Raw genomic sequence first — 25,425 nt, 5'->3', positions numbered from 1 at the left:
ATAGTTACGACCCCACGCGTAAAGGTGGATGACGATGATCGAACTGTCCGTAATCGCGCCAATTTACAATGAAGAAGAGAGCCTGGATGCTCTCTACGCCGCCGTCACCGACGCTCTACAAGGAAAGATCGAACATTACGAAATTATCCTCGTTAACGACGGGAGCGTGGATCGCAGCGGCGTTTTGTTAGACGAGCTGGCGGCAAGGGATCCGCGCGTGCGCGTGCTGCATTTCAAGCTCAACTGCGGCCAGACGGCGGCGGTATGGGCGGGCATGCGTTCGGCGATCGGAAAGTACGTCGCGCTGATCGATGCCGATTTGCAGACGGATCCGAACGATATTTTCACGCTTATGCCGTATATGGCGGAGTACGACTTTGCTAACGGCATGCGCGTAACCCGGAGAGATACGCTCGTGAAGAAAGTATCGTCCAGGGTCGGCAACGGCGTCCGCAATTGGCTTACGGGAGATACGATCTACGACACGGGTTGTCCGATGAAGCTATTCAAACTGGAAGTCGCGCAGAGCTTCTACTTGTTCAACGGCATGCACCGGTTTCTTCCGACGTTGGCGAAGATGAACGGATTCAAAGTGATCGAAGTCGGAGTCAATCATAGGGAACGGCAATACGGCGTATCGAAGTACGGCGTGTTCAATCGCGCGTTCGTCGGGCTAATGGACGCGATCGTCGTTCGTTGGCTTAAGAAGAGAACGATTCGGTACGAAATCAAATCATGAACGGAATTCCCCCGCTCAGGGAATCGGATCATCGGGGAGGCCTCAGGAATGACGGTCGGCGAGATTTTATGGGTATCCTTCGGTATGCTCGGGCAAATTTTGTTCTCCTTGCGCTTCGTCTTCCAATGGCTTGCTAGCGAGAAAGCGCACAAGACGGTCATCCCTTACTCTTTCTGGGTGCTGAGCATCGCGGGCTCCATTATTCTATCCGCGTATGCGATATACCGCAAAGACCCGGTGTTCATTCTCGGTCAGACGCCGAGCGTATTCATTTACGTGCGGAACATCATGCTGCAAAAGGGCGCGGAACAACGTGAATCGCAAGGCGCGGGCGTGGAACAACAACGGCAGGAAGTGAAGGCGGAAGCTTGAGTCCGACTAGCGGTTATTTGCCGGAAGCTTACGCGTAACGCTGCTTAACGACCAGCTTCCCTTTTATCGATGAAAGACCAACGTCCGTCCTTATAGCACAGCCGCCAGCCTTTCGCTGAACGGCTGTGTTTTTTCGTATGCGGGGGCTAGTTCGGCTCTACCCTGCGGTTTCGCACCTTAGCTTTGAATATTGGCAACAAATGTGGGACAATGATATACGAATGATCGGTCGAAAAGAGGATAACGCATGAGCAAAACATCGATATACGGACTTACGCTGGCTAAGTTTACGGAATGGCTGGCGGAGCATGGACATAAAAAATCGCGAGCTTCGCAAGTATGGGATTGGCTCTATCGCAAGCGCGCGGGGCAATTCTCCGAGATGACGGACGTAAATCCAGCATGCATCGGGGTGTTGGACGAGCATTTCTCGATCCGATCGATGGAGGAGCACACGAAGCAGCAGTCGGTGGACGGAACGGTCAAGTTCCTGTTCCGGCTGAAGGACGGCAACCTCATCGAGACGGTAATGATGAGACATAAATTCGGAATTTCGGTATGCGTAACTACGCAGGTCGGGTGCAATATCGGCTGCAGCTTTTGCGCGAGCGGACTGTTGAAGAAAGACCGGGATCTGTCCGCCGGAGAGATCGTCGAGCAAATCGTGAAGGCGCAGCAATATCTCGACCAAGCGGGCCGAGCGGAGAAGGTCAGCCATATCGTCGTCATGGGCATCGGCGAGCCGTTCGATAACTTCGACAACTTGCTAGATTTCCTGGAAGTCGTGAAGGACCAGAAGGGACTCGCGATCGGCGGAAGACATATAACGGTATCCACGAGCGGGCTGGCCAACAAGATCATTGACTTCACCGACGCCGATCCTAAGGTCAACCTGGCGATTTCGCTCCATGCACCGAACGACGAATTGCGGACGCGGATCATGAAGATTAACCGGGCGATTCCGATCGCGAAGTTAATGGACGCCATCCATTATTATTTGGAGAAAACGCGCCGTAGAATAACGATCGAATATATTTTGCTTAAAGACGTCAACGATCAGGTCGAGCATGCGCTCGAGCTGGCGACGTTAGTCGGCGGCATTCGGCAGCTCGCCAACGTGAACCTCATCCCGTACAATCCGGTGAATGAGCATAGCCAGTATCAACGGAGCGACAACGATGCGATCGTGGCGTTCTACGACGCGCTGAAGAAGCAAGGCATCAGCTGCAGCGTGCGCCTGGAGCACGGCGTCGATATCGATGCGGCTTGCGGTCAACTGCGCAGTAAGCAGATCAAGGAAGAAGTCGGGCAATCGGTGTCGTAAGCGTTAGGTTTAAATAAAAGGGTTCGTTTCAAGACACTAGTCCGCTAGTGTCTTTCTTTTTGTCTGGAAATTGGAGTAAACTCAAGTGGGGGAAATACGATTACGGGTGAGAGTGAGGAATGTGATCAGCTTCAAGAATCGTGCCCTATGGGCGGCGGTAGCCAGCGCGATCGTGGCGGCCGTTATCGCGGTGGCGATTACGCGGGCAGCGGATCGACCATCGGGTAATGATGCGCAGGCCGCCGAGGAGACGGCAGTCGCGCAACAATCGGGCACAACGACAGGCGAGGTCAAATCGTTTCATCTCTATGCCACCGACGGTTATTTGACGCTTCCGGGCGGAGAAAGCGTGTACGTGTGGGGGTACAGTCTTAACAATGAACAGGGAACCGCGGTATATCCTGCGCCGACGCTCGAAGTGAACGAGGGAGACCAGGTTGAGGTCACGCTTACGAACATCGGCCCGGCTAAGACAGGAATCAAGCGGCTCGCGCACACGATACATTTTCACGGATTGGACGTGGATCAGGCGAATGACGGCGTCCCCGAGACGTCGCAGGCGCTGCTCGTCGGCGACAGCTTTACGTACCGGTTTACCGCGACGCACGCGGGCACGTACTTCTACCATTGCCATGTCGATACGGTCGAGCATCTGCAGATGGGGATGCACGGCGCATTCATCGTGAACGCCAAAGATGGGGTTAAGACAGCTTGGACTGGCGGTCCGGCATACGACAAGGAATACGTAATGGAGCTTAACGAGATCGATCCCGTATGGCATAAGGCGGTCGAGAACGGCGAGCCCTATGATCGAACGATTTTCCATCCGACGTATTTCACGATTAATGGCAAGGCGTTCCCGGATACCGGCGGCGATCCGACTACGGAGATTACCGGGGATGTCGGAGATCACATACTCGTTCGCTTGATCAATGCCGGGTATCAGCCTCATAGCATGCACCTGCACGGCCATCACTTCGAAGTCATCGCGTCCGACGGCAGGCCGCTGGAGCAGCGGCTGGATAAGGACACGATCGAGATAGCGCCCGGAGAGCGCTACGACTTGCTGATTACGTTTACGCAAAGCGGCACTTATCCCTTTCATAGCCATACGATTACGGATAACATGAACAACGGCGTCTACCCCGGAGGCATTCACACGATGGTGGATATCGCGCCGGCGGATGATGCGAACGCGGTTGGCGTTAAGAAGATTGGCATGAAGCTGGACCAACCTTCCGCGACCATCGACGGGAAGGCCGCGCCGATGAACGTCGCACCGCGAGCGGTTGACAACACGGCATACGTGCCGCTGAATTTTATCGTTCAGCAGCTCGGCGGGGAAGTAACTCCGTCGGAGACGGACGGTTCAATCATATACGCGAACGATAAGACGAGCATCCAAATGTGGAGCGATCGGGATCTTGTCGTCATCGACGGTAGGGCCAGCGCGCGGAAGACGCCGCTCATCGACGATCAGGGGATTATGCTGATCGCGTTGCCTTTCGTCAGCGACATGCTCGGGGCGGGAGCGAAGGCGGATTACGATGCGAAGAGCGGAGACATTACGATCGCAGCCGTGCCGGTTGCGCTTCCTGTCGCGAAGGGAATGGCTGGAATGGACCATGGGGACCATTCGGACGGCGGAGAGGTGTCCTCGCCGGACGTGTCGGGCATCGTCGTCTCGATGAAGGATATGCTGTTCGCGCCCGTGGAGCTGAAGGTTAAAGTCGGCGATACGGTTACATGGGTGAACGACGACCCTGTCGTGCATTCGCTCGCCGATCTGGGCGGCGCGTTCGACAGCGGTAGCATCCCGCCGGGCGGTACATGGAGCTATACGTTCAAGGATCAAGTGACGTATGATTACTACTGTAGCATTCACCCGTTGATGACGGGGAAGCTGATTGTAGAGTAAATAACGAATAATTTCGCTTCTGCGGCGCACATTGGTTACAATAGAGAAAGTTAGACGACAGGGGGAAGCAACAGTTGGCGAATGAAGATGAAATAATCTTGACCAAGGAAGGCCTTGCTAAGCTGGAGACCGAGTTGGAAGAGCTTAAATACGTGAAGCGCAAAGAAGTGGCGGCCAGAATCAAATTGGCGATCAGCTACGGGGATTTGAAGGAAAACAGCGAGTACCATGCCGCCAAGAACGACCAGGCTTTCATGGAAGGTCGCATTCTAACGATTCAGCGCATGCTCAAAAAAGCGCGCGTAGCGGTAAGCACCGACTTAACCAAGGTTAGCGTCGGCACGATCGTCGTCCTGCTCGACAAGGAAGTGTCCGAGAAGATCAGCTATCGGATCGTAAGTCCTTCGGAGGCGAACGTACTCGAGGAAAGAATTTCGTACGAAAGTCCGCTCGGCAAAACGCTGCTTGGCAAAAAGGTCGGCGACCGTATTATGGTCGATGCACCGATGGGCGTCATCGAGTATGAGCTGCTGGAGATTAAGTCGGGGAGTTAGGATAGTTTGGGAAACGGTCGGGCAGCGGTTGCTGCTTGGCCGTTTTTTTGTTGTGGGCCGCGCTAACGGCATCTCGTGCCGCTGAACTGCCGCGCCCCATCCGCGAGCAGAAGTAACGGCATCCCGTGCTGCTAAACCGCCGCACCCATCCCGCGAGCTAAAGAAACGGCATCCCGTGCCGCTAAACCGCCGCACCCCATCCCGCGAGCTGAAGTAACGGCCCCACATGCCGCTAAACCACCGTACCCCACCCCGCCCCACCAATGTCTAGGTTACCCTGCTATATGCTCTGGTTTATCCGGTTACCGCGTGCCTCCTCCCGCAGCATAATGGGGGGGAGAGGAGTGGAAGCGATGTATTTCGGAGCTTGTTACTATCCCGAGCATTGGCCGGAGTCCAGATGGGCGACCGATGCGCGGTTGATGAAAGAAGCGGGCTTGAACGTCGTTAGGATCGGCGAATTCGCCTGGTCGAAGTTCGAACGCTATGAAGGGCAGTACGATTTCGACTGGCTGGATCGCAGCATCGCGATTTTGGCTGAGGCGGGTATTTGCGTCGTTCTGGGGACGCCGACCGCGACGCCGCCCAAGTGGCTGATGGATAAGCACCCCGACATCTATATGAAGGATAAGCAAGGCCACGTACGGGGCTACGGCAACCGCCGCCATTACTGCTACAACAATCCGAACTATCCGCGCTACGTGCGCAATATCGTTACTCGGATGGCCGAGCGCTACGGTAATAACACGAACGTCATCGCGTGGCAGACCGACAACGAGTTCGGCTGCAACGAGACGACCCGCTGCTATTGCAACGATTGCGCGAAGGCGTTCCGTGTCTGGCTCGCCGACAAATACGAGCATATCGACCGGCTGAACGACAGCTGGGGAACCGTCTTCTGGAGCCATATCTACAACGACTGGGAGCAGATCGAGCTGCCCGCGTATACGGTATTTCCGTTGCATAATCCGGGCATGGAGCTCGACTTCCGCCGCTTCGCGTCCGATTCGGTCGTCGCGTTCCAGCAGGCGCAGATCGATCTGCTCCGCGAGCTCGCCCCGAACCAGCCGATTACGCATAACCTTATGGGCGCTTTCGACGAAATCGACGGCTTCGACCTGTCGGCGCCGCTCGACTTCGCGAGCTGGGACAACTATCCGAATCTAACTTTCGCGGACCAAGTCAATCCGGCCGACGTCGCGATGCAGCATGACATGACGCGGGGCCTCAAAAACAAAAACTTCTGGGTCTTGGAGCACCAGAGCGGTTCGCCGGGCGGCAACTTCCTGTTTCCGATGCCGAAACCCGGGGAAATCCGCCGCTGGACGTACCAATCGGTCGCGCATGGCGCGGACGCAATCGTCTATTTCCGCTGGCGGACGTGTTTGTTCGGCGCGGAGCAGTTCTGGCACGGCATCCTGCAGCATGATGGCTTGCCGGGGCGTCGCTACGAGGAAGTGAAGCGCACCGGCGAGGAGCTGCAGCGTATTAGTAGCCTTATCGAGGGCAGTTCTTCCGGCGCGGAAGTCGCGATGATCCGCTGCTACGACAACGAGTGGACGATGGAAGTGCAGGAACAAGCGTTCGGTCATCGGTATATGGCGCATTTCAAGCGTTATTATCGCTATTTCTATGAGCGCGGCATTCCCGTCGACATCGTCTCCGACCGAGTCGACCTGACAAGCTATAAACTCGTCGTTATCCCGCACTTGCTGCTATCGCGCCCCGGATTCGCGGAGAGGCTGTACGCGTATGCGGCACAAGGTGGCACCGTCGTGCTCGATTTCCGTTCCGGTACGAAGCGGTGGGACAACCAAATGGAGTCGGAGCCACTACCCGGCGCATATAAGGAACTGCTGGGCATTCGCGTCAACGAATACGGTTCCTTAATGAACGGCAAAACGTACGGCGTTGCGCTCGCGGACCCGGCAGCGGAAGCCTCGGATGCACAGGCTTCGCCTGCAACTGCTTCAACTGCTGCAAACGCCTCAGCCTACCTCGCCCAAACCTGGTTCGACGTTATCGAGCTGGAGGGCGCCGAAGCGATCGCGACCTACGCCGAGGATTATGTCGCGGGAATGCCAGCAGCAACGCGCCATGCGTACAAGCAAGGCACGGCTTACTATCTCGGCATGGAGCCGCAGCCGGCACTGATGAGCGCGCTCATGAACCGAATATGCGACACCGCCAACGTACATCCGATCGCGGGCGTCCGAAGTGCGACGCCAGGCGTCGAGTTAATGAGCAGGTTACAAGTAAATGACACGTTCTTGTTCGCGATCAACCATTCGGAGACGACGGGTCTTCTGCACCTCGATGAGCCGATGCACGAGCTGATCGAGAATAGACAACACGCGGAGGGTGAACACGAATTGCCGCCGAACGGCGTCCGTATTTTCCGCTACACGCAACCCAAGAACACCACCCGTTAAACCGGCAAACCACTCGTTTACCCGGTCATAACCCCCGATTCGTCGGGTGTTCGACAACTTACGAGGACCGCATAATGAGCCTATAAGCAAGCGCAACGACTGAAGGGGGAGCGATTATGGCCCGCGCGGCAATCGAGGAAGGACGACGCATCGCGCCGCCTTCCGTTAACAAACCAGGCTTCTGGACCAAGCTGTTCAGACAGCGCCATCTGCTGATCATGTCGCTGCCGTTCATGATCATCACCTGCATCTTTTCTTACGTCCCGCTGAGGGGTTGGATACTCGCCTTTCAGAAATATTCGCTTGGCAGAGGGTTATTCGACAGCCCGTTTGCCGGCTTGTACAACTTCCGAGCGATCTTCGAAGACGATCAGTTTTACCGGGTGCTGCGCAACACGCTGGCGATGAACCTAATGTCCCTCGCGGCCGGCTTCGTCGGCGCGATCGTACTGGCGCTTATGCTGAACGAGGTACGCAGTAGCCTATTCAAGCGAGTCGTGCAGACGATCACCTACATTCCCCATTTCGTCAGTTGGGTCGTCATCGCGAACATCGTCACGCTGTTCCTCTCGCCGGATAGCGGCTTGCTGAACACGATACTGATGAAGCTGCATCTAATCGACGAACCGATTTACTACATGTCGAAGGGGCATTGGTTCTGGTACATCCACACCGTGGCGAACTTGTTCAAGGAGCTCGGTTGGAGCACGATCGTCTATCTCGCCGTCTTATCGGGACTGAATCCTGAGCATTACGAGGCGGCGGACGTCGACGGCGCAAGCCGCTTCCGCAAAATGTGGCACATCTCGATCCCGGGCATTCTCCCGACGGCGATCCTGCTTCTAACGATGTCGCTCGGCTGGGTCATCCAGAGCGGATACGAATCCCAGTTCGTGCTCGGCAACTCGATGGTCGTCGACTACTCCGACGTGCTCGACCTGTACGCGCTGCGCTATTCTACCCAGATCGGAGATTACTCCTTCGGCATGGCGGTCAGCATGTTCAAGTCGGTCGTCAGCGTCATCCTGGTGCTGCTCGTGACGATGCTAGCCAAGAAAACGCAGCAGAGCAGACTGTTCTAACCGGAGGAAGGAGGAATCGCACGCATGCGCAATCAACGCGCTTGGCAAGACATCGCGTTCAGCGGGGCTAACTATACGCTGCTGGCCGCGCTCGGATTTTTCACGCTATTCCCGTTCTGGAACTTATTCTCGATCTCGCTGAACGATGCGCTGGATACGCTGAAGGGCGGAATCTACTTCTACCCGAGGCACTTCACGCTAACGAATTACGAGATTATTTTCCGGAACGACAGCTTGGTGCACGCCACTTTCATATCGGTCGCGAGGACGGTCGTCGGAACGGCGCTGGGCGTCATCGCAACGGCGATGCTGGCCTACTCGCTTAGCCGTAAAACGTTCGTCATGCGCAAGCCGTTCAACATCATTCTCGTTTTCACGCTGTTCGTCAATGCGGGATTGCTGCCGTCTTACTTACTCATCCGCGATCTCGGGCTCATGAATCACTTCGCGGTCTACATCGTGCCGGCGCTCATAAGCGCGTACAACGTCATCATCGTCCGAAGCTACTTCGAGCAACTGCCGGACGGCATCGTCGAATCCGCCACGATCGACGGAGCGAACGACTATCAAGTGTTGTTCCGCATCGTCATGCCGGTGAGCATGCCCGTCATCGCGACGATTACGCTGTTCATCGCCGTCGTCCATTGGAACTCGTGGTTCGACAACTACTTGTACACGAGCGGCACCGAAAGCTTGAACACGCTGCAGTTCGAGCTTCAGAAAATATTGCTGCAGTCCGCCAACGAGCTCGTGGCGTCGGGCAACTCGCTAAGCAGCCAGCAGCTGCGCACGAACCCCGAGACCATTCGCGCTTCCATGACGATGGTCGTCACGCTGCCGATCTTGTTCGTGTACCCGTTCCTGCAACGCTTTTTCGTCAAAGGCATTATGTTCGCTTCCATGAAAGAGTAGCCGTTAATGTTCAAGACGGATATCAAACGGGACTACCGTTCCGATGATATAGCTAATACAATAAGGATGAGGGGATGTCCAAATGACAAGAAGCAGATGGAAACTCATGTCAACCGCATTGGCATCAAGCTTGATGGTAACGGCCGTATTGGCCGGTTGCAGCGGCAACAATGAGAACAACGGCACGCCAAGCCCGTCGGCAAGTCAACCGAGCGAAAGCACGTCCGCGGCACCAAGCGAAAGCGCTTCCGCGGCAGCGCCGACGCCGGATCTTACGCCGATTACGTACACGATCAACACGGGCGACGACAAAATGAATTGGACGAACCCGATCGCGGCGAAAGTGACCGAGAAGACGGGCGTATCGCTGAAACACACGTTGACCGTCGGCGATCAGTTCTCGCGCTGGGATCTATGGCTCGCAAGCAACGACTACCCGGACATCGTGGTGCTAGATTCCGAATACACGAAGAAATACCGCGACGCTGGAGCACTTATTCCATTGAACGATCTGATCGATCAATACGGACCGCACATCAAGGAGAAGTTCGGCAAGTACTTGAACCTACTGAAGGACGAGAACGGTCAAATCTATTCCTTGTATTCCGTCAACAAAACGGAAGAAGCGACGCCGGATTCGCAAGCTAACTTCATCATCCAGTATGACGTACTTAAGGAAGCCGGTTATCCGGAAGTGAAGACGTTCGATCAGCTATACGATCTGATCAAAGGCTATACCGACAAGCATCCGGAGATCGACGGCAAAGACACGATCGGTTTCGGCGCGCTGATGAACAGCTGGACGATGAAGATCGCATTCAACAACTCCGTCATTAACGGAAGCGGACTGCCGGATCACGGCAACTACCGCATTGAAGACAACGGCGACGTGAAATACAATCCGGTTACGGATGATACGAAGCAATACTACGCCTTCTTGAACAAGTTGCTTCGCGCAGGCTTGTTCGACAAAGAAGCGTTCTCGATGGACGAGAAAGCATTCCAAGCGAAGGTCGCGCAAGGTCGCGTGCTGGCCGCTTACTCTCCGAGCTGGTTGCTGTCCGACGCCGAGCAATCGCTTCGCGCCGCGGGACATCCGGAACGTACCTACGCGCACATTCCGCTCTACTTCGACGCTAACGTCGTGGATCATTCCAACTCGATCACGGCGACGAACGCGGGTAACTTCCAATGGGGCATCTCGAAGAAAGCGAAAAATCCGGAGCGCATCATTCAATTCATCGACTACCTGTTCACGGATGAAGCGCAAGTGTTGACGCAATGGGGCATCGAGGGCGAAGACTACACCGTCGTAGACGGCAAACGCGTCATCAACCCTGAGCTCGTTAAGCAACGCATAACGGATTCGAACATCGATTACGAAAGAGGCTTCAAGACGATCAGCACCGGCGGTTCCGGTTACTGGTTCAGCATCGGCAACGGCGCGAAGCTGGCCGACGGCGACTACGCCACTCCGTTGACGAAGGACGTCATCAAGGCCGGATACGACGATACGACGAAGGAAGTACTGGCGAAGTACGGCAAAGAAGTGTGGGCGGACTTCCTACCTCCTGCAACGATCGTTCCGGGCTATCTGTGGCAGCTCTCGCCGCCGGACGCGACGAAAGTCCAAGAGCAGAAGATCGACGACTCGTGGCGCAAGCACATTCCGAGAATCATCCTCTCCAAGGACGATGCCAGCTTCGAGAAAGCATGGAGCGCATTCGTCGCCGAGATTGAGAAGGACGGCTTGCAAGACGTCAACGCGGCTTATACGAAGCTGTGGGCAGACTTCGACAGCAAGTTCAAAGCAGCCGTAGGCGAATAACCGATTAGTCAAGACCAGCCATGCTCAGCGTCGGGTTCGCCCAGACGGCAGCATGGCTGTCTGCGCACAAATCCGACATCCACCGAAATCGAGGTAATCGCGCATGAAAATCAGGACGAAGCTGATCGTGGCCAACTTGTTGATCGTACTGCTACTGCTAGGATCGCTAGTCTATATTTTCATGAAGCGAAGCCAAGATCTCGTCTACGACAACATCCTGGAGAACAACGCGCTGTCCTTGTCCCAAATCAGCTCCAACTTGGACAGTAAGCTGACTTCCTATGAAGAGATAGCCAACACGCTGTTCCTGAACTCTTATTTGGACGAAGTCGTCGATACGACCTACGAAGATTCGATTCAAGCTTACGATACTTACTTCCTCTCTTATCAACCGTTCGTTACGGCCGTGCAGACGACGAAGGACATCTATCACCTCTACCTGTACGCCGATAATCCGACGTTCGTCTTCGCGAACGTATTCCTCATCGACAAGGAAATACGGGAGAGCGATTGGTACAAGAAGGCGATGACCAGCCAAGCCGGGGGCTTCTGGACGGGGCCGTACAAGAACCTGGCAGACAAGGAGCTGCTGTTCAGCTTCCGCAAGCGTATGAACAACTTCGATGCCGAATCGCCGCGCGTACTATCGGTCGAGATTCGGCTGCGGGTGCTGTCCGACCTGATCAGCGAGGAGAGCAAGGCGCGCCGGTTCCTGTTCACGTTGGCGGACGGAACCGTGCTGCTGGATACGTCGGCGGACCGCCCGGTCGAGAGGCTGAATCAGCTGCCGGCTGCCGTCTCCGAACGCGTTAAGACCGGAGAGAGCGGCAACTTCGTCTACGAGGGCGATGAAGAGACGTATCAAGTCGTGTTCAAGACGCTGCGTTCCCATAACGCGGTCAACGGGATGAAGGTCGTCTCGTACATTCCGCTGTCGGACATTATGCCGGAGATCGACCAGCTTAAGGTGCTCGCCGTCGTGCTCTTCTTGCTCGCGTTCGCGTTCGCCATCATTCTGTTATCTATCATTACCGTCGGGTTTACTAGAAGACTATCGGCGTTATCTCTGAAAATGAAGCGAGTGCATAAGGACAACTACGAAGGCTTCGTGGAAGTGAAGGGCAAGGACGAGGTGGCGCAGCTCGGCGAAATTTTCAACCGGATGGTCGGCCGTCTCGGGGAGCTCATCCGCGAAGTGTACCAAGCGGAAATCGACAGCCGGGAGCAGGAGCTGCGCACGAAGGAAGTCGAGCTGTACGCGCTGCAGACGCAGATTAACCCGCACTTCCTGTTCAACGTGCTGAACATGATCCGCGGCAAGCTTCTCATATCCGGGGATCGCGAGAACGCGAAGGTCGTCGGGCTGCTCGCGAAGTCGTTCCGCATGATGCTGAAGAAGGGCGGCCAGACGATTACGCTTGCGGAGGAGTTGGAGTTCGTAGGCACTTATTTGCAAATTCAACAATACCGGTTCGGCGACAAGCTGACGTTCGACATCGACGTGCCGCGGGAAATGGGGGCGCTCCAAATTCCGAAGCTCAGCATCCAACCGCTCGTAGAGAACACCGTCTCGCACGGCATCGAGCTGGACGCTTCCCCGTCGCATATCCGCATCCGGGGCGAAGCGGTGGATGGCCGACAGCGTATCACGGTAGAGGATGACGGTCTTGGCATGACCGAAGAGCGAATTGAAGAAGTCCGGCGATGGCTGACCGACGAGGACAGCCTGTCGCAGGAGGCGCATATCGGACTGCGAAACGTGCATCGCCGTATCAGACAACTCTATGGACCGGATTGCGGACTTGAGATTAACAGCGAAGAAGGCCGCGGCACGCAGGTAACGATCTGGTTACCCGCGAAGCCGGCACGGCGCACGAAGGAGGAGTGATCTCGATGTTCCAAGTATTGATCGTGGACGACGAACCGATCGCCAGGGAGTCTTTGCGCTACTTGATAGATTGGGAAGATTACGGCTTCTCGGTGAAAGCCGGGGCGGAGGACGGGGAGCAAGCGCTCGCCATGCTGCGGGAAGGCTTCTATTCTCTCGTGCTGACCGATATACGGATGCCGAAAATGAACGGGCTGGAGCTCATCGAGAGGATGCGCGAAATTACGGACGCTTCGGTCATCATTCTGAGCGGTTACGACGACTTCGAATACGCTCGCCAGGGCATCAAGCTCGGCGTGAAGGACTATTTGCTCAAGCCCGTCGACGAGGAGGATCTCATCGCCGTCTTGCTGCGCGTTCATCGCGAGCTGACGGACCGCGAGCTGCTCCATCGTCGGCAGCAAGCGGGGGACAGCGCGTTCAGGGAACGGGTGCTGCGTCGGCTCGCTCACGGCCAGTTGAACCGCGGCGAATATGCCGAGCAGCTGCGGCTGGCGGAGTTTCCCGCGGAGAGGGAAGCGTTCCGCTGCCTGTCGATCGAGATGGATTCGACTTGCGACGCAGCGCTGTCCGATCGGGATTTCGAGCTTAAGCGATACGCGATACGCAACATTCTCGACGAGCTGTGCTTGGCAACGGGCGGATTCGTATTCGAGGAGTCGGAGGATCGGTACGGTATCATTTACGCGGGCGACGCGAGGGTGCTCGGCGATGCCGATAGCGTACGGGTGCGCGCCGAGACGATTGCCGGTGCGGTCAGGTTGTACGCGAAGGAGACGGTGACGATCGGCATAGGCGGCGCCGAATCGGCGCTCGAACGGATCGCCGATTCATATCGGGCGGCCGAGGCGGCGGCAGACGGCAAGTTTCTGGCCGGCACCGGCGCCATTCTCGCCGCGCCGCCGAGCCGGACGGAAGACGATACGGCACGCACGCGACTGCGGGAGATGGAAGAGGAAGCGTTGCTCGCGATGAAGGACCGACGCCGGGAAGCCGCGCTGCAGGCGCTCGAACGGCTATGGGACGGCTTCGCGAAAGCGGAGCTTCCGGCGGACGAAGCGAAGCGGATCGTGCTGGAAATTCTCGTGCAGCTGTTCCGACTAGTGAAGGACGCGGGCGCGAACCACGCGCGACTGTTCGATTATAAGCTCGGCGATTACGAATACGTTATGCGGGCGAGAACGCTGGACGATCTGTTCGCGTTCACGGAAAAGCGGTGCTCGGCGGTGCTCGAGCTGCTGCAGCGGACGAACGAAATCCGGCCGAAGAAGGTGTACGACGAGGTAAGGGAAATCGTGCGAGAGCAATACGCTTCCCCGATCAGCCTGAAGAGCGTGGCGCAACAAATTTACATGAACCCGAACTATTTAGGCAAGCTGTTCAAGGCCCACGCCGACATGTCCTTCAACGAGTACGTGCTGAAGGTCAGAATGGAGAAGGCGAAGGAGCTGCTGCTTCATACGGATAAAAAAGTATACGAAATCGCGCTGGAGGTCGGATTCGGCGAGCTCGACTGGTTTTATAAGCGTTTCAAAGCCTATACCGGCGTAAGCGCGAGCGAATTCAAGCTTTCCAGCCAGCAGTCAACTTGAGGGGGCTTACTGATGATTTTAGGCGTCGCCTATTACCCCGAACACGAAGTGCCCGAGCAATGGCCGATCGACTACCGCAAGTTGGCCGACGCGGGCATTAAGCAAATCCGGATCGCCGAGTTCGCTTGGGCGGTCCTTGAACCTCGCGACGGCGTCTATCAATGGGAGTGGCTCGATCGCGCGATCGAGCTGGCTGCCGATTTCGGCCTCGAGGTCGTTCTCTGCACGCCGACGGCATGCCCGCCGATCTGGCTCGTGGAACGGCATCCCGACGTTCTTCCCGTGCATCATAGCGGTCGCACGGTCGGCTTCGGCGCTCGGCAGCACCGCTCCTATTATTCGGATAACTATATTCATTACGCGATGCGAATCGTCCGCCTGATGGCCGAGCGTTACGGAGCGCATCCGAACGTCGTCGCTTGGCAGCTCGACAACGAATTCGGCGGCGAGACGAAGTACGACTTCGGCGATTGCGCCAAAAAGGCTTTCCATCGGTATTTAGCCGAGCAGTATGGGTCAACGGAGGCGTTGAACGCGGCATGGGGGACGACTTTCTGGTCGCAGCGTTACGAGCGCTTCGACCAAATTCCGTTGCCCGCGCCGATCTCGTCCGACGTCATGATGTGGCCTAACCCTAGTTTGGAGCTTGCGTTCGCGAGGTTTTCTTCTGACGGGATGGTCCGCTTCGCCCGCGTGCAAGCGGACATTCTCCGCGAGTCTATCGGGGAGAGGCCGATCACGACGAACGCTTTCATGTTCCGCTGGGGCGACAGCTTGAACTGGGCGGAGCTGTTCCGTACGCTCGACGTTGTCGGAATGGACATCTACACCGATCGGCTGCATGACGTAGCATTCTACAGCGACGCTTGCCGAAGCGTGCTGGCAAAGCCGTTCTGGATGATGGAGTATGGCACGGGCGCTTCCGAGCTGGACCGCGACATGGAAGTAGCGCGCGCACGCGGTTGCGGCCGGTTCTTCCTGTTCAAGGCGAAGCCTTTTCCATGGGGGCAGGAGCAAGGGGGCGGACAGCCGGAGCTGCTGACGCTGACCGGCGAACCGTCCGACAATTACGGCGTCGTTCGGCAATATGCCGAGCGGCATTCGGAAGAGCCCGAGCTGACGATGACGGAGGCCGCGCGGATCGGGTTGTATTATCATTTCGAGAGCTCCTGGTCGTACCGGATTTCCGTATCCGATCGCATAGCATATCCGGATTACATCGTGGACACCGTCTATAAGTCACTCTTCGAGGCCGGCAAAGCGGTCGAAGTAATATTCGAGCCGGAGCGGATCACGGAGCAGCAGCTGATCGTCATACCGCTACACATTTTATACGACGCGGCGCTTGAACGGCGATTGACGGATTTCGTTCGAGAGGGAGGAAGATTGATCGTTACGTCCGACCTGTTCCGCAAGGACGAGCACAACGTCTTCCTGCGTCAGGTGCCGGAGCTGTTCGGAAGGGTCTTCGGTTGGCATGCGAATAACTTCATACCGGATGCGACGCGCGGACGGACGGGGCTGCTGCACGAAGCAGAATACGGCCAAGGCCGCGCATGGGTCATGGCGAGGGAGAGCACGGCGGAACAGTGGCGGGAGTTATTGGCCGAGGCTTGCGGGTAGGGTATTATGGCGCGGTTATATTCCTGCAAAAGTGCAGTAATTTATTGTCGGATAGGCGATCATACGTCAAAGCCTGCAATTGTGCAGGGAATAAGGCGTTTAACTTGGACTATCGGTAGGTGTGCTCTGAAAAAGATGCACATTTGCAGGCATTAGGCAAAACGCGCTGGTAAGGAGAGTAAAAGAATGCACATATGCAGGCTTTTTCTTAAAAGTGCTTACCTAAGACAATGCGATTGGCTCACGATGGAGAGCAGTGCCAGTTGGCTGAGGTCGAAGCTAGGGACAGGGCCACAGGCGAAAATAGAAGGAGCCGCAAAGTAGGCTTCACACGCATAGAATAACGTGCCGCTCGAACGTCCCTTTGCTCCAGACGCAGCGGTCCGCGATCACGAAGCCGGCGCTTGCGATCAGCTCGTCGATCGGCGCGATCGAGAGGATGACAACGCGGTCGGCTATGCGGCGCGCGTGACGGATGATCGCGAGCTGCGACTCCGGCGTGATCTTGGTAACGTGGTTGTAAGGCAGGTCGACGATGGCGCTGTCGTAGTGCTCCGTCACGTCGGCGATATCGCCGAACGTTACTTCGCAGTCGTAGCCGAAGTGCGCGATATTGACGCGGGCGCCAGCCGTGACTTGCGGGTTATAGTCGCGGCCGACGATACGGATACCGATCGATAGCGCCTCGATCAGTACCGTTCCGATGCCGCAGCAAGGATCGATGACGCGGCGGACGGACGAATCTTCGTCCGGTGCGGCGATGTTTGCCGCGGCTCTCGCTAGGCGCGTAGGCAACGCAATCGAATATTGGCTCGGCCGCTGCATGTGGTCGAGCCATTTGGCGTTGTTGCGCGTATGGACACCGAAAAACCATCGTCCCCCGAAGGGGACGATGGCATAAGTAACATCGGGGTTACGGATATCGGCGATGCCGCGCATGCGATCGGCGATCGTGCGCTCGATAATCCGTTGCTCGTCGTATTCGATTTTGTCCTCGGGCGCCAGATCGTTCCGCTTTAAGAATCGAACGAGGAAAGTCCGGCCGCGCAAGTCCAATTGAGGCACCTGCCCGAGAATCTCTTCCACGCTACTCCCCGCGTAGACGATCTCGACGCGCTCCTTGACGAAGGGGCTTCGGCTAACGTCGATATCCCGCTCGCTCAGGAGTATGCCTGCCGTCGTATCCGTTCCGAACAGGGCGCGCATTTCCAAGAGGCACAGCGCCTGCTCGCCTTCTTGGGCATTAAAAGTATATAGGAAGCTCATCGGTAGCTTAAGCTTCGGCTTCGTAGAACTTAACGACTTGCTCGGCGATCGCTTCGTTCGTTCCGTCGACGATCGTCTGGTGCTGCGGCTTGTCGAACAATGCTTCGATTTGCGCCGGGTACGTCTGCGTGATGCCCACTAGCTGGATCGATTCGTCGAACTTCGCCGGATGAGCCGTGGACAATGCGACGGTCACTTCGCCATCGCCCGCAAGCTTGTCGGTCGCCGCGACGCCGCAAGCCGTGTGCGGATCAAGCAAATAGTTGGTGTCGTCGTAATACGTGCCGATCGTGGCGAGGCACTCGTCGTTGTGGACGCCGTAGGCGACGAAGTCTGCTTGCACTTGTTGCAGCTTATCCGCCGGAATGACGATTTTGCCTTCGGCTTTGAACCCGCTCATAAGACCTGATACCGCCGATGCATCTTCTCCGCTCAGGTAATACAAGTAACGCTCGAAGTTGCTTGCCACTTGAATGTCCATCGACGGACTATACGTGCCGCGGAATTCGCCCGGCTCGTAGATGCCTTCCTTCACGAACCGCTCGAGAATGTTGTTCTCGTTCGTCGCCAGGATGAGCTTGCCGATCGGCAGTCCCATGCGCTTCGCCAGATAGCCTGCGAAGATGTCGCCGAAGTTACCGGTAGGTACGCTGAAGTTGATCGTACGCGTCTCGCCCTTGCGAGCGAGTTGGAAGTAAGCATAGAAGTAATAAACGGTCTGCGCCAAAATACGGGCGATGTTGATCGAGTTGATCGCGCGCAGATGGTACTTGTGCTTAAAGGAAACGTCCGCGAACAGTTCCTTAATAATGCGCTGGCAATTGTCGAACGTTCCGTGCACCGACAGGTTAAGCACGTTGGCGTCGTCCACGGTCGTCATTTGCAGCTCTTGCACCTTGCTCACCTTCTGGTGCGGATGCAGGATGCAGATGCGGATGCCTTCTTTGCCGCGCACGCCCTCGATCGCCGAAGCTCCCGTGTCTCCGGAAGTAGCCCCGAGAATATGGATGATGGAATTATTTTTGCGGGATACGTAAGAATAGAGGTTGCCCAGGAATTGAAGCGCGATATCCTTGAAGGCGAACGTCGGCCCATGGAACAGCTCCAGCACGTGCAAGCGGTCGTTGATTCGGCGCACCGGCGTCACTTCCGGATCGCGGAACGTCGCGTAGCTGTCGTCGACAAGCTTCTTCAAATCCTCGCGCGGAATTTCTCCATCGATATATAAGGAGAAAATTTCGAGCGCAAGCTCCGAATAGGAGAGGGTTTCCCACTTTTTGAGCGTATCCGCCGACAGGGCGGGAATATGGCGAGGCACGAGCAATCCGCCGTCGTCGGCCAATCCCATCAAGATGGCATCGATGAAGCCGACGGAGTCGATTTTACCGCGAGTGCTAATGTATTCCATGGCTATCCCCTTGTTCGTTCGTAAGTTTTATCATGAATTGTAACATAGACGGTTTATCTTGTGAATTTGCTGAATTCTGAATAGTTGACGAAATGTGACGAACACGCTTACACTGAGTATAATTTTACGCTTTACAAGGACAACGCATTGCAACTGCAACGCTAACTTGGGAAACCACATCGAAAAAGGGGTTAAGCCATTATGAAGAAAAAATTGCTAGCTACACTAGCGCTGTCCACCGCAGCGCTGCTTGCCATCGCCGGTTGCGGCAGCAAGGACAACAACGCGAACAATTCGAACGCGGGAGCGTCCCCGTCGGCGGTTGCTTCGTCTCCGGCCGCATCGCAAGATGAAGCGGTGAACGTCAGCTACAGAATCGCGATCTCCCAGATCGTCGAGCATCCGTCGCTGGACGCGACGCGCGAAGGCTTCCTCGCGGCGCTTAAAGACGCGGGAATCGAAGAAGGCAAAAACCTGACCGTAGACGTCAACATCGCGCAGGGCGATTCGGCGAATAACCTGTCCATCGCGCAGAAGATCGCGGCGGACAAGAACGATCTCGTGCTCGGCATCGCAACGCCATCAGCGCTAGCGATTGCACAGAACGTGAAAGACACGCCAGTACTGTTCGCGGCGGTAACGGACCCGCTCGCGGCGAATATCGTTACGAACTTGGACAAGCCGGGCGGCAACATCTCCGGGGCATCCGACACGAACCCAGAAGCGATCACGCAATTGATGGATTTCATCGCCGCTAACTTCCCGAACGTGAAGTCGGTAGGCGTCGTCATTAACGAAGGCGAGCCGAACGCCGTCATTATGTCGAAGAAAGCCGAAGAAGCCTTAACCGCTCACGGCATCAAGCTCGTCAAAGCAGCCGCATCGAACTCGTCCGAAGTTAAGCAAGCGGCGGAGTCTCTCGTAGGCCGCGCTGACGCGATCTACATTACGCTCGACAACACGGTCGTAAGCGCGGTAGACGCGATCATCCAAGTGGCGAACGACAACAAAATTCCATTCTTCTCGAGCGACAGAGATACGGTGGAAAAAGGCGCATTCGCGACGGTCGGCTTCAAATATTACGACCATGGCTACCAAGTCGGCCAGATGGCCGTCGATATTCTGAAGAACGGCAAGAGTCCTGCGGACATGCCGGTTACCGTTCCGAACAAGCTGGACTTCATTCTTAACTTGAAGGCTGCCGCAGCTCAAGGCATCACGGTTACGGATGCCATGAAGGATAAAGTACAGGATAAGGACAACAATATTATCCAGTAAAGCAGCTGGGGTGGACGGCGCTTGCCGTCCGCTCCATTTTGTCTATATAGGAGGCAATTCCATGCTTACGTCTATTTACGGAGCGATCGTGCTAGGCCTTCTCTATGCATTGATGGCGTTAGGGGTTTACATCACGTTCCGTATTCTCGATTTCCCCGATCTGACCGTGGACGGCAGCTTCGTTACGGGCGGCGCGATCTGCGCCACCATGATCACGCACGGCTATAACCCCTTAATCGCGACGCTTGCCGCTTGCGCGGGAGGGATGCTCGCGGGCGCATGCACGGGACTTCTTCATACGAAAGGGAAAGTGAACGGGTTGCTCGCGGGTATTCTAATGATGATCGCGCTCTACTCCATCAACATTCGCATTATGGGAAGTCCTTATCTTTCGTTGCTAAATATCAAAACGGTGCTGTCGCCGTTCTTCTCGAAGCCGATCGGGGTTTATATTGCCATCGTGTTCGCGGTCGTTATAATCGTCAAGCTGTTGCTGGATGCTTTCCTGCATACGGATCTCGGGCTCGCGCTTAGAGCGACGGGTGATAACGCGCGCATGATCCGCAGTTTCGGCGCGAATACGGATCGCACGACCATTCTCGGCATCAGCATCTCGAACGGTCTTGTCGCCTTATCCGGCGCGCTGATCGCCCAGCATGGCGGCTCCGCCGACGTGAACATGGGCGTCGGTATGATCGTTATCGGTCTAGCTTCCGTTATTATCGGCGAGGCGATCTTCGGCGCTAGATCGGTGTGGGTGGCGACGCTCGCCGTCATCGTCGGTTCCGTCGTGTACCGCGTCGTCGTGGCGTTTGCGCTGCGCGTCGAACTGTTCGAGGCATCGGATCTTAAGCTCATTACAGCGATGATCGTTATCGTTGCGCTCGTCGTCCCGCAAATCCGGCGCACGCTGAAGCAGAAGAGCGTCGCCCGCAAACGGACATTGGCGCTTACCGGTCAGGGCAAAGGGGGAAAAGCGTAACATGTTGGAGCTGACGAAAGTATCCAAGCTGTTCAACCCCGGCACGCCGGACGAGAAAATCGCGCTCATGGACATCAACTTGCAGCTTAACCCCGGCGACTTCGTAACGGTTATCGGAAGTAACGGCGCGGGGAAGTCCACGCTTATGAACATAATCTCTGGCGTCATGAAGCCGGACATCGGCGAAGTTCGCATCAACAGCGAGACGATCCACCATCATCCCGAACATACGCGTAGCCGCTGGATCGGCCGCGTGTTCCAAGATCCGATGGCAGGAACGGCGCCGCGCATGACGATCGAGGAAAATTTGACGATGGCTTTCAAACGCGGACAAAGGCGCGGACTCAGTTGGGGCGCGACGGCTAAGCGCCGCGTGATCTTCAAAGAGCAACTGCGACGCCTTGGCATCGGGCTAGAGAACCGGATGAGCGCCAAAGTCGGCTTGCTCTCCGGAGGCGAGCGCCAAGCGCTGAGCTTGCTCATGGCGACGTTCACGAAGCCGCAAATTTTACTGCTCGACGAGCACACGGCCGCGCTTGATCCGGCCCGCGCGGAGCTCATCACGAAGATCACGGACGAGATCGTCCGCGAGATGAAGTTGACGACGCTGATGGTCACCCATAACATGGAGCAGGCGATCCGTCTCGGCAACCGGCTCATCATGATGGACAAGGGGCGCATCATCCTCGACATTCCGCAAGAGCGCAAAGCCGGTTTGACCGTGGCGCAGCTGCTCGGCGAGTTCGAGCGGATCAGCGGCCAGCAACTGTCGGACGATCGGATTATGCTCGGGTAAAGTTACGGGTAAAGAGAGGGGCACTATCCTCATTGCTTTGGCAATGGAGATAGTGCCCTTTGTCGGCTTCGCGGATGGATTGCGCTCTTCCAGACTAGTTGCATTTCGAGCAGCTATTGTGTGCTTGGCGAAGGCTGATGGCGCGTTAGTTGCATTGGGTGCATCTATTCTGTGCATTTCCAGGACAACAGGCATATTAGTTGCATTTGGTGCATCTATACAGCGTATTTAGGGGCATCAGGCATAGTAGTTGCATTTCGTACAGCTATTTCGTGAATTTCGAAGGTTTGAGGCGTGTTAGTTGCATTTCGTGCAGTTAATTCCAGGCGAACTCGCCTTGAAGGCATCTTAGAGTGAAATTAGGTGTATGTTTTGCAATTAATACGTGAAATGCAGGCGATTAATCGGAATTAGTTGTAGGTTTTACAACTAGTGTATGTACCGGACTACTCATGAGCGTGAATTAACGAGGAATAGGGTAGCGGATCGCCAATCTTTCGCGCATTTCGGCAATTGCCGACGCATCAGGTAATTCGTGCGGCGGGGAAACTGCGAGTGCAGTAACCGGGTCACCATAGCTCAATGTTCGGACAATTGCGCCAACGAAGCTCGAAACTAGACCGTCACTGCCCTCGCTAGCATCCAGACCGCCCTCGCCCCAGGCAAACCCGCGCTCCTCCAGGCTGGTCGTACGTCCGGCGATCACGTCGGGATAATCGCCAGCCTCAGCGCCAATGCCCGCCACATCGTAGAAGCGACGCACCAATGCGGCGCGCGCATCGCCGGAGCCGGCGACGTTAACGAACGCCGAGACGATCATCGCCTTCACTTGCCGCCGCTGGGCGATGCCACAAAACTTGAAGCCGTCGATGTGCAGGTCGTAATCGCCTGGACAGTAGGAGCCTTCGACTTCGCCATGACGAACGACGAGTCCGTATCCCGCCATCGTGCGCTTGATCAACTCGACCATGCGCGTAAAATCATCCCGAAAACCGTACGCGTACGTCCCCGACAACGGCATAATAAGCGACACGTTAACCACGCCGTCGTCGAGAGGAACGGCAGCTCCGCCCGAGCCGCGCACGATCGGTTCATAACCTTCGCGCTCCAGCCATCGGACCGCCTCCGGCGCTCCGGGTAACCGGCTATCTTTCGCGCCGAGCACGAAAGCGCGCGGATGCCTCCATAGATGACAGACCGGCGGCCTGCCTTCGCCGACGCGCTGGCATAATAGTTCATCCCGCGCGAATGAATCGCCTACCGGGGCGATCTCCGCTTGCGTGCGGTCGAGCACGATCATTCCTTTTGCCCACTCGAACGACCCGTTATTCACCTCGCGCACCCCGCTCTATCGTCAGACTATCTAAGTACATCCATTAGCCCATTATAGAACACTCGGACCGCGAAGTAGAGGAACAGTATGCCGGAGGCGAAGTTAAGCACCCGTACCATCGATTTCTGGAAAATATGCCCCGTCAAGCTGCTGATCATCGCCACCGCCAGCGACCAGACAAGTCCCGCGACGAAAAATCCGGCGATGAAATAAGGCAGCCCGCCCTCGTGCTTCATGTGCGTACCCGCGAGAATCGGCCCCGCCGCGAACGCGAACCACGCGATGACCGTAGGAGACGCTACGGCAAGTCCTGCGCCGGCGACAAAGTCGCGCAGCGAGGAGCGAGTGACGACGACGGCGTTATCTGCGTCGAGATTTTTCGATTGGAAGCTCTCGCGGAGCATTTTATAAGTGAGGTAAGATAACATAATTGAACCTGCGATCCACAACGTCCACTTCACGACGTCGTAATCGAAGATGACGCTGACGCCAAGCAAGGCGAGCGACAAGTAGAACAAATCCCCGAAGCAAGAGCCGAACCCAATCATGAACGAAGGCTTAAAACCGCGCTCCATACCGGTTTTCATAATAGCGACGTTAACCATTCCTAGATCAAAGCATAACGATAGCGAAAACAGAAATCCTTCGAAAAATGCGATTACGGCGTTCAAACTGCATCCCTCTCTAGTCCGAATAATAGTAGTCGAATGTTATTTTACCTATCATACAAGAAGTCGACAATTTGCGCACCCCTTTTGGAAATCGTTTTCCAGCACCGGATTACGTGTCCCCCAACCGAAAATGGTACAATATATCTATCCAAATTCCTTAGGAGGTTTCAACCTATGAACGCTTTTGAATTGTATAACCCAACTAAACTCGTGTTCGGCGCCGGCAAAGTGCAGCAACTGGGCCAGCTTGTGAAGCCATATGGCACGCGCATTCTGCTTGTATATGGAGGCGGAAGCATCAAACGTTCCGGTTTATACGACGAGGTGATGGCTCAGCTTCAGACGATCGGCGCTACCGTCCATGAGCTGTCCGGAATCGAGCCGAACCCTCGATTGTCTACGGTTAACAAAGGCATCGCGATCTGCCGCGAGGCAAAAATCGAATTCGTGCTGGCCGTAGGCGGAGGCAGCGTGCTCGATGCGGCTAAAGCGATTGCCGCAGGCGCGTTGTACGAAGGGGACGTATGGGACTTCACGGTGCAAAAGGCGGTCATCCAAGCGGCGCTTCCGATCGGAACGGTGCTGACGCTGGCGGCGACCGGGTCGGAGATGAACGGTAACGCCGTTATTTCCGATTGGGACAACAAACTCAAGCGCGGGCTCGGCAGCAAGCTCGTGTATCCGAAGTTTTCCATCCTCGATCCGAAGCTGACGTTCACGGTGCCGCAAGACCAGACGGTGAACGGCATTGTCGACATTATGTCGCACGTGTTCGAGCAGTACTTCACCCATACGCAGGACATTCCGCTGCAATCCCGATTCGCTGAATCTGTTCTGTTGACCGTAATCGATAATGGCGAAAAAGCGTTGGCGAACGGCTCGGACTACGAAGCGCGCGCTAACCTGTTGCTGGCGGGAACGTACGCTTTGAACGGCACTTTGCCTATCGGTATCGTGTCCGACTGGGCGACGCACGGAATCGAGCACGAGGTGAGCGCGATTTACGATATCGCTCACGGCGCGGGGCTGGCGATTATTTTCCCGAACTGGATGAAGCACGTCTATAAGGAAGGCGTAGAGCGGTTCGTCCAGTTCGCTACTCGCGTATGGGGCATCGATCCGACCGGCAAAACCGACGACGAAATCGCGCTGGCGGGAATTGAAGCGACTCGCGCGTACTTCACGCGAATCGGCGCGCCGGCGACGCTCGGCGAACTCGGCATCGGCGGTGACCAGCTCGACCGCATGGCGGAAGAAGCCGTCCGCTTCGGACCGATCGGCTCGTTCAAGAAGCTGAATAAGGACGACGTTAAGGCGATTTTGCAGAGCAGTCTATAAGCCGTGAATTGTCCTGTGTTATAAGCCCATTCGAATCGCCCTCCAAGCCGGTGCATCGCTGCCACGGCCCGGAGGGCGATTTGCGTCTC

20 protein-coding genes are annotated in these 25,425 nt (G+C 56.2%); 16 read left to right on the top strand and 4 right to left on the bottom strand.

Annotated features, from left to right (window positions below):
• Positions 1 to 28: 28 nt before the first annotated feature.
• From ACFPQ4_RS17385 to ACFPQ4_RS17330, 12 genes are all read left to right on the top strand, one after another.
• A complete protein-coding gene (locus ACFPQ4_RS17385) occupies positions 29 to 739 on the top strand; it encodes a glycosyltransferase family 2 protein (protein WP_378113139.1) in 711 nt (236 codons plus the stop codon).
• A gap of 48 nt (positions 740 to 787) precedes the next feature.
• Complete coding sequence (locus tag ACFPQ4_RS17380; RefSeq protein WP_378113138.1) at positions 788 to 1,111, top strand: lipid-A-disaccharide synthase N-terminal domain-containing protein; 324 nt, start codon at positions 788 to 790, stop codon at positions 1,109 to 1,111.
• A gap of 247 nt (positions 1,112 to 1,358) precedes the next feature.
• Positions 1,359 to 2,435, top strand: a complete 1,077-nt coding sequence (rlmN, locus tag ACFPQ4_RS17375) for a dual-specificity RNA methyltransferase RlmN (protein ID WP_378113137.1) — start codon at positions 1,359 to 1,361, stop codon at positions 2,433 to 2,435.
• Between the two features lie 121 nt (positions 2,436 to 2,556).
• Positions 2,557 to 4,353: a multicopper oxidase domain-containing protein gene (locus tag ACFPQ4_RS17370; RefSeq protein WP_378113135.1), complete on the top strand. Its 1,797-nt coding sequence runs from the start codon at positions 2,557 to 2,559 to the stop codon at positions 4,351 to 4,353.
• Between the two features lie 74 nt (positions 4,354 to 4,427).
• Positions 4,428 to 4,907 (top strand): transcription elongation factor GreA, encoded by a 480-nt coding sequence (gene greA / locus ACFPQ4_RS17365; RefSeq protein WP_378113134.1) that lies wholly within the window; start codon positions 4,428 to 4,430, stop codon positions 4,905 to 4,907.
• Positions 4,908 to 5,260: 353 nt separating this feature from the next.
• Positions 5,261 to 7,339 (top strand): beta-galactosidase, encoded by a 2,079-nt coding sequence (locus tag ACFPQ4_RS17360; RefSeq protein ID WP_378113161.1) that lies wholly within the window; start codon positions 5,261 to 5,263, stop codon positions 7,337 to 7,339.
• A gap of 116 nt (positions 7,340 to 7,455) precedes the next feature.
• Positions 7,456 to 8,421, top strand: coding sequence for an ABC transporter permease (locus ACFPQ4_RS17355; protein ID WP_378113133.1), 966 nt, complete (start codon positions 7,456 to 7,458; stop codon positions 8,419 to 8,421).
• 24 nt (positions 8,422 to 8,445) lie between these two features.
• Positions 8,446 to 9,333 carry a carbohydrate ABC transporter permease gene (locus tag ACFPQ4_RS17350; protein ID WP_378113132.1) on the top strand — a complete coding sequence of 296 codons (888 nt, stop codon included), beginning with the start codon at positions 8,446 to 8,448 and terminating at the stop codon, positions 9,331 to 9,333.
• An 82-nt stretch (positions 9,334 to 9,415) separates the two neighbouring features.
• Positions 9,416 to 11,161, top strand: coding sequence for an extracellular solute-binding protein (locus ACFPQ4_RS17345; RefSeq protein ID WP_378113131.1), 1,746 nt, complete (start codon positions 9,416 to 9,418; stop codon positions 11,159 to 11,161).
• 103 nt (positions 11,162 to 11,264) lie between these two features.
• Positions 11,265 to 13,049 carry a histidine kinase gene (locus ACFPQ4_RS17340; RefSeq protein ID WP_378113130.1) on the top strand — a complete coding sequence of 595 codons (1,785 nt, stop codon included), beginning with the start codon at positions 11,265 to 11,267 and terminating at the stop codon, positions 13,047 to 13,049.
• 5 nt (positions 13,050 to 13,054) lie between these two features.
• The gene (locus tag ACFPQ4_RS17335) at positions 13,055 to 14,641 is read left to right on the top strand and encodes a response regulator (protein WP_378113129.1); all 1,587 of its coding nucleotides are present in this window, start codon (positions 13,055 to 13,057) and stop codon (positions 14,639 to 14,641) included.
• A 12-nt stretch (positions 14,642 to 14,653) separates the two neighbouring features.
• Positions 14,654 to 16,264, top strand: a complete 1,611-nt coding sequence (locus ACFPQ4_RS17330; RefSeq protein ID WP_378113128.1) for a beta-galactosidase — start codon at positions 14,654 to 14,656, stop codon at positions 16,262 to 16,264.
• A 327-nt stretch (positions 16,265 to 16,591) separates the two neighbouring features.
• On the opposite strand, the gene ACFPQ4_RS17325 is transcribed toward ACFPQ4_RS17330, so the two are convergent.
• Positions 16,592 to 17,530 carry a TRM11 family SAM-dependent methyltransferase gene (locus ACFPQ4_RS17325; RefSeq protein ID WP_378113127.1) on the bottom strand — a complete coding sequence of 313 codons (939 nt, stop codon included), beginning with the start codon at positions 17,528 to 17,530 and terminating at the stop codon, positions 16,592 to 16,594.
• Positions 17,531 to 17,537: 7 nt separating this feature from the next.
• Entirely contained in the window at positions 17,538 to 18,938 is a 1,401-nt protein-coding gene (thrC, locus tag ACFPQ4_RS17320; protein WP_378113126.1) for a threonine synthase, read from the bottom strand.
• Positions 18,939 to 19,139: 201 nt separating this feature from the next.
• On the opposite strand from thrC, the gene ACFPQ4_RS17315 reads away from it, so the two are divergent.
• The 3 genes from ACFPQ4_RS17315 to ACFPQ4_RS17305 all read left to right on the top strand — a co-directional run bounded on the left by ACFPQ4_RS17315 (position 19,140) and on the right by ACFPQ4_RS17305 (position 21,994).
• The gene (locus tag ACFPQ4_RS17315) at positions 19,140 to 20,216 is read left to right on the top strand and encodes an ABC transporter substrate-binding protein (RefSeq protein WP_378113125.1); all 1,077 of its coding nucleotides are present in this window, start codon (positions 19,140 to 19,142) and stop codon (positions 20,214 to 20,216) included.
• A 61-nt stretch (positions 20,217 to 20,277) separates the two neighbouring features.
• Complete coding sequence (locus tag ACFPQ4_RS17310) at positions 20,278 to 21,198, top strand: ABC transporter permease (protein ID WP_378113124.1); 921 nt, start codon at positions 20,278 to 20,280, stop codon at positions 21,196 to 21,198.
• 1 nt (position 21,199) lies between these two features.
• A complete protein-coding gene (locus ACFPQ4_RS17305; protein WP_378113123.1) occupies positions 21,200 to 21,994 on the top strand; it encodes an ABC transporter ATP-binding protein in 795 nt (264 codons plus the stop codon).
• Between the two features lie 463 nt (positions 21,995 to 22,457).
• Here the strand turns inward: ACFPQ4_RS17305 and ACFPQ4_RS17300 are convergent, their stop codons facing one another.
• Positions 22,458 to 23,327: a lipoate--protein ligase family protein gene (locus tag ACFPQ4_RS17300; protein WP_378113122.1), complete on the bottom strand. Its 870-nt coding sequence runs from the start codon at positions 23,325 to 23,327 to the stop codon at positions 22,458 to 22,460.
• A 26-nt stretch (positions 23,328 to 23,353) separates the two neighbouring features.
• Entirely contained in the window at positions 23,354 to 23,998 is a 645-nt protein-coding gene (locus ACFPQ4_RS17295) for a LysE family translocator (RefSeq protein ID WP_378113121.1), read from the bottom strand.
• 174 nt (positions 23,999 to 24,172) lie between these two features.
• Here ACFPQ4_RS17295 and ACFPQ4_RS17290 point away from each other — a divergent pair, with 174 nt between their 5' ends.
• Positions 24,173 to 25,336: an iron-containing alcohol dehydrogenase gene (locus ACFPQ4_RS17290; RefSeq protein ID WP_378113120.1), complete on the top strand. Its 1,164-nt coding sequence runs from the start codon at positions 24,173 to 24,175 to the stop codon at positions 25,334 to 25,336.
• Positions 25,337 to 25,425: the final 89 nt, after the last annotated feature.

This window comes from Cohnella yongneupensis, assembly GCF_042655785.1.
Classification (GTDB): domain Bacteria; phylum Bacillota; class Bacilli; order Paenibacillales; family Paenibacillaceae; genus Cohnella; species Cohnella yongneupensis.
Note: the sequence above shows the minus strand (reverse complement) of the source record. Positions and strands in the feature narration are given on the sequence as shown.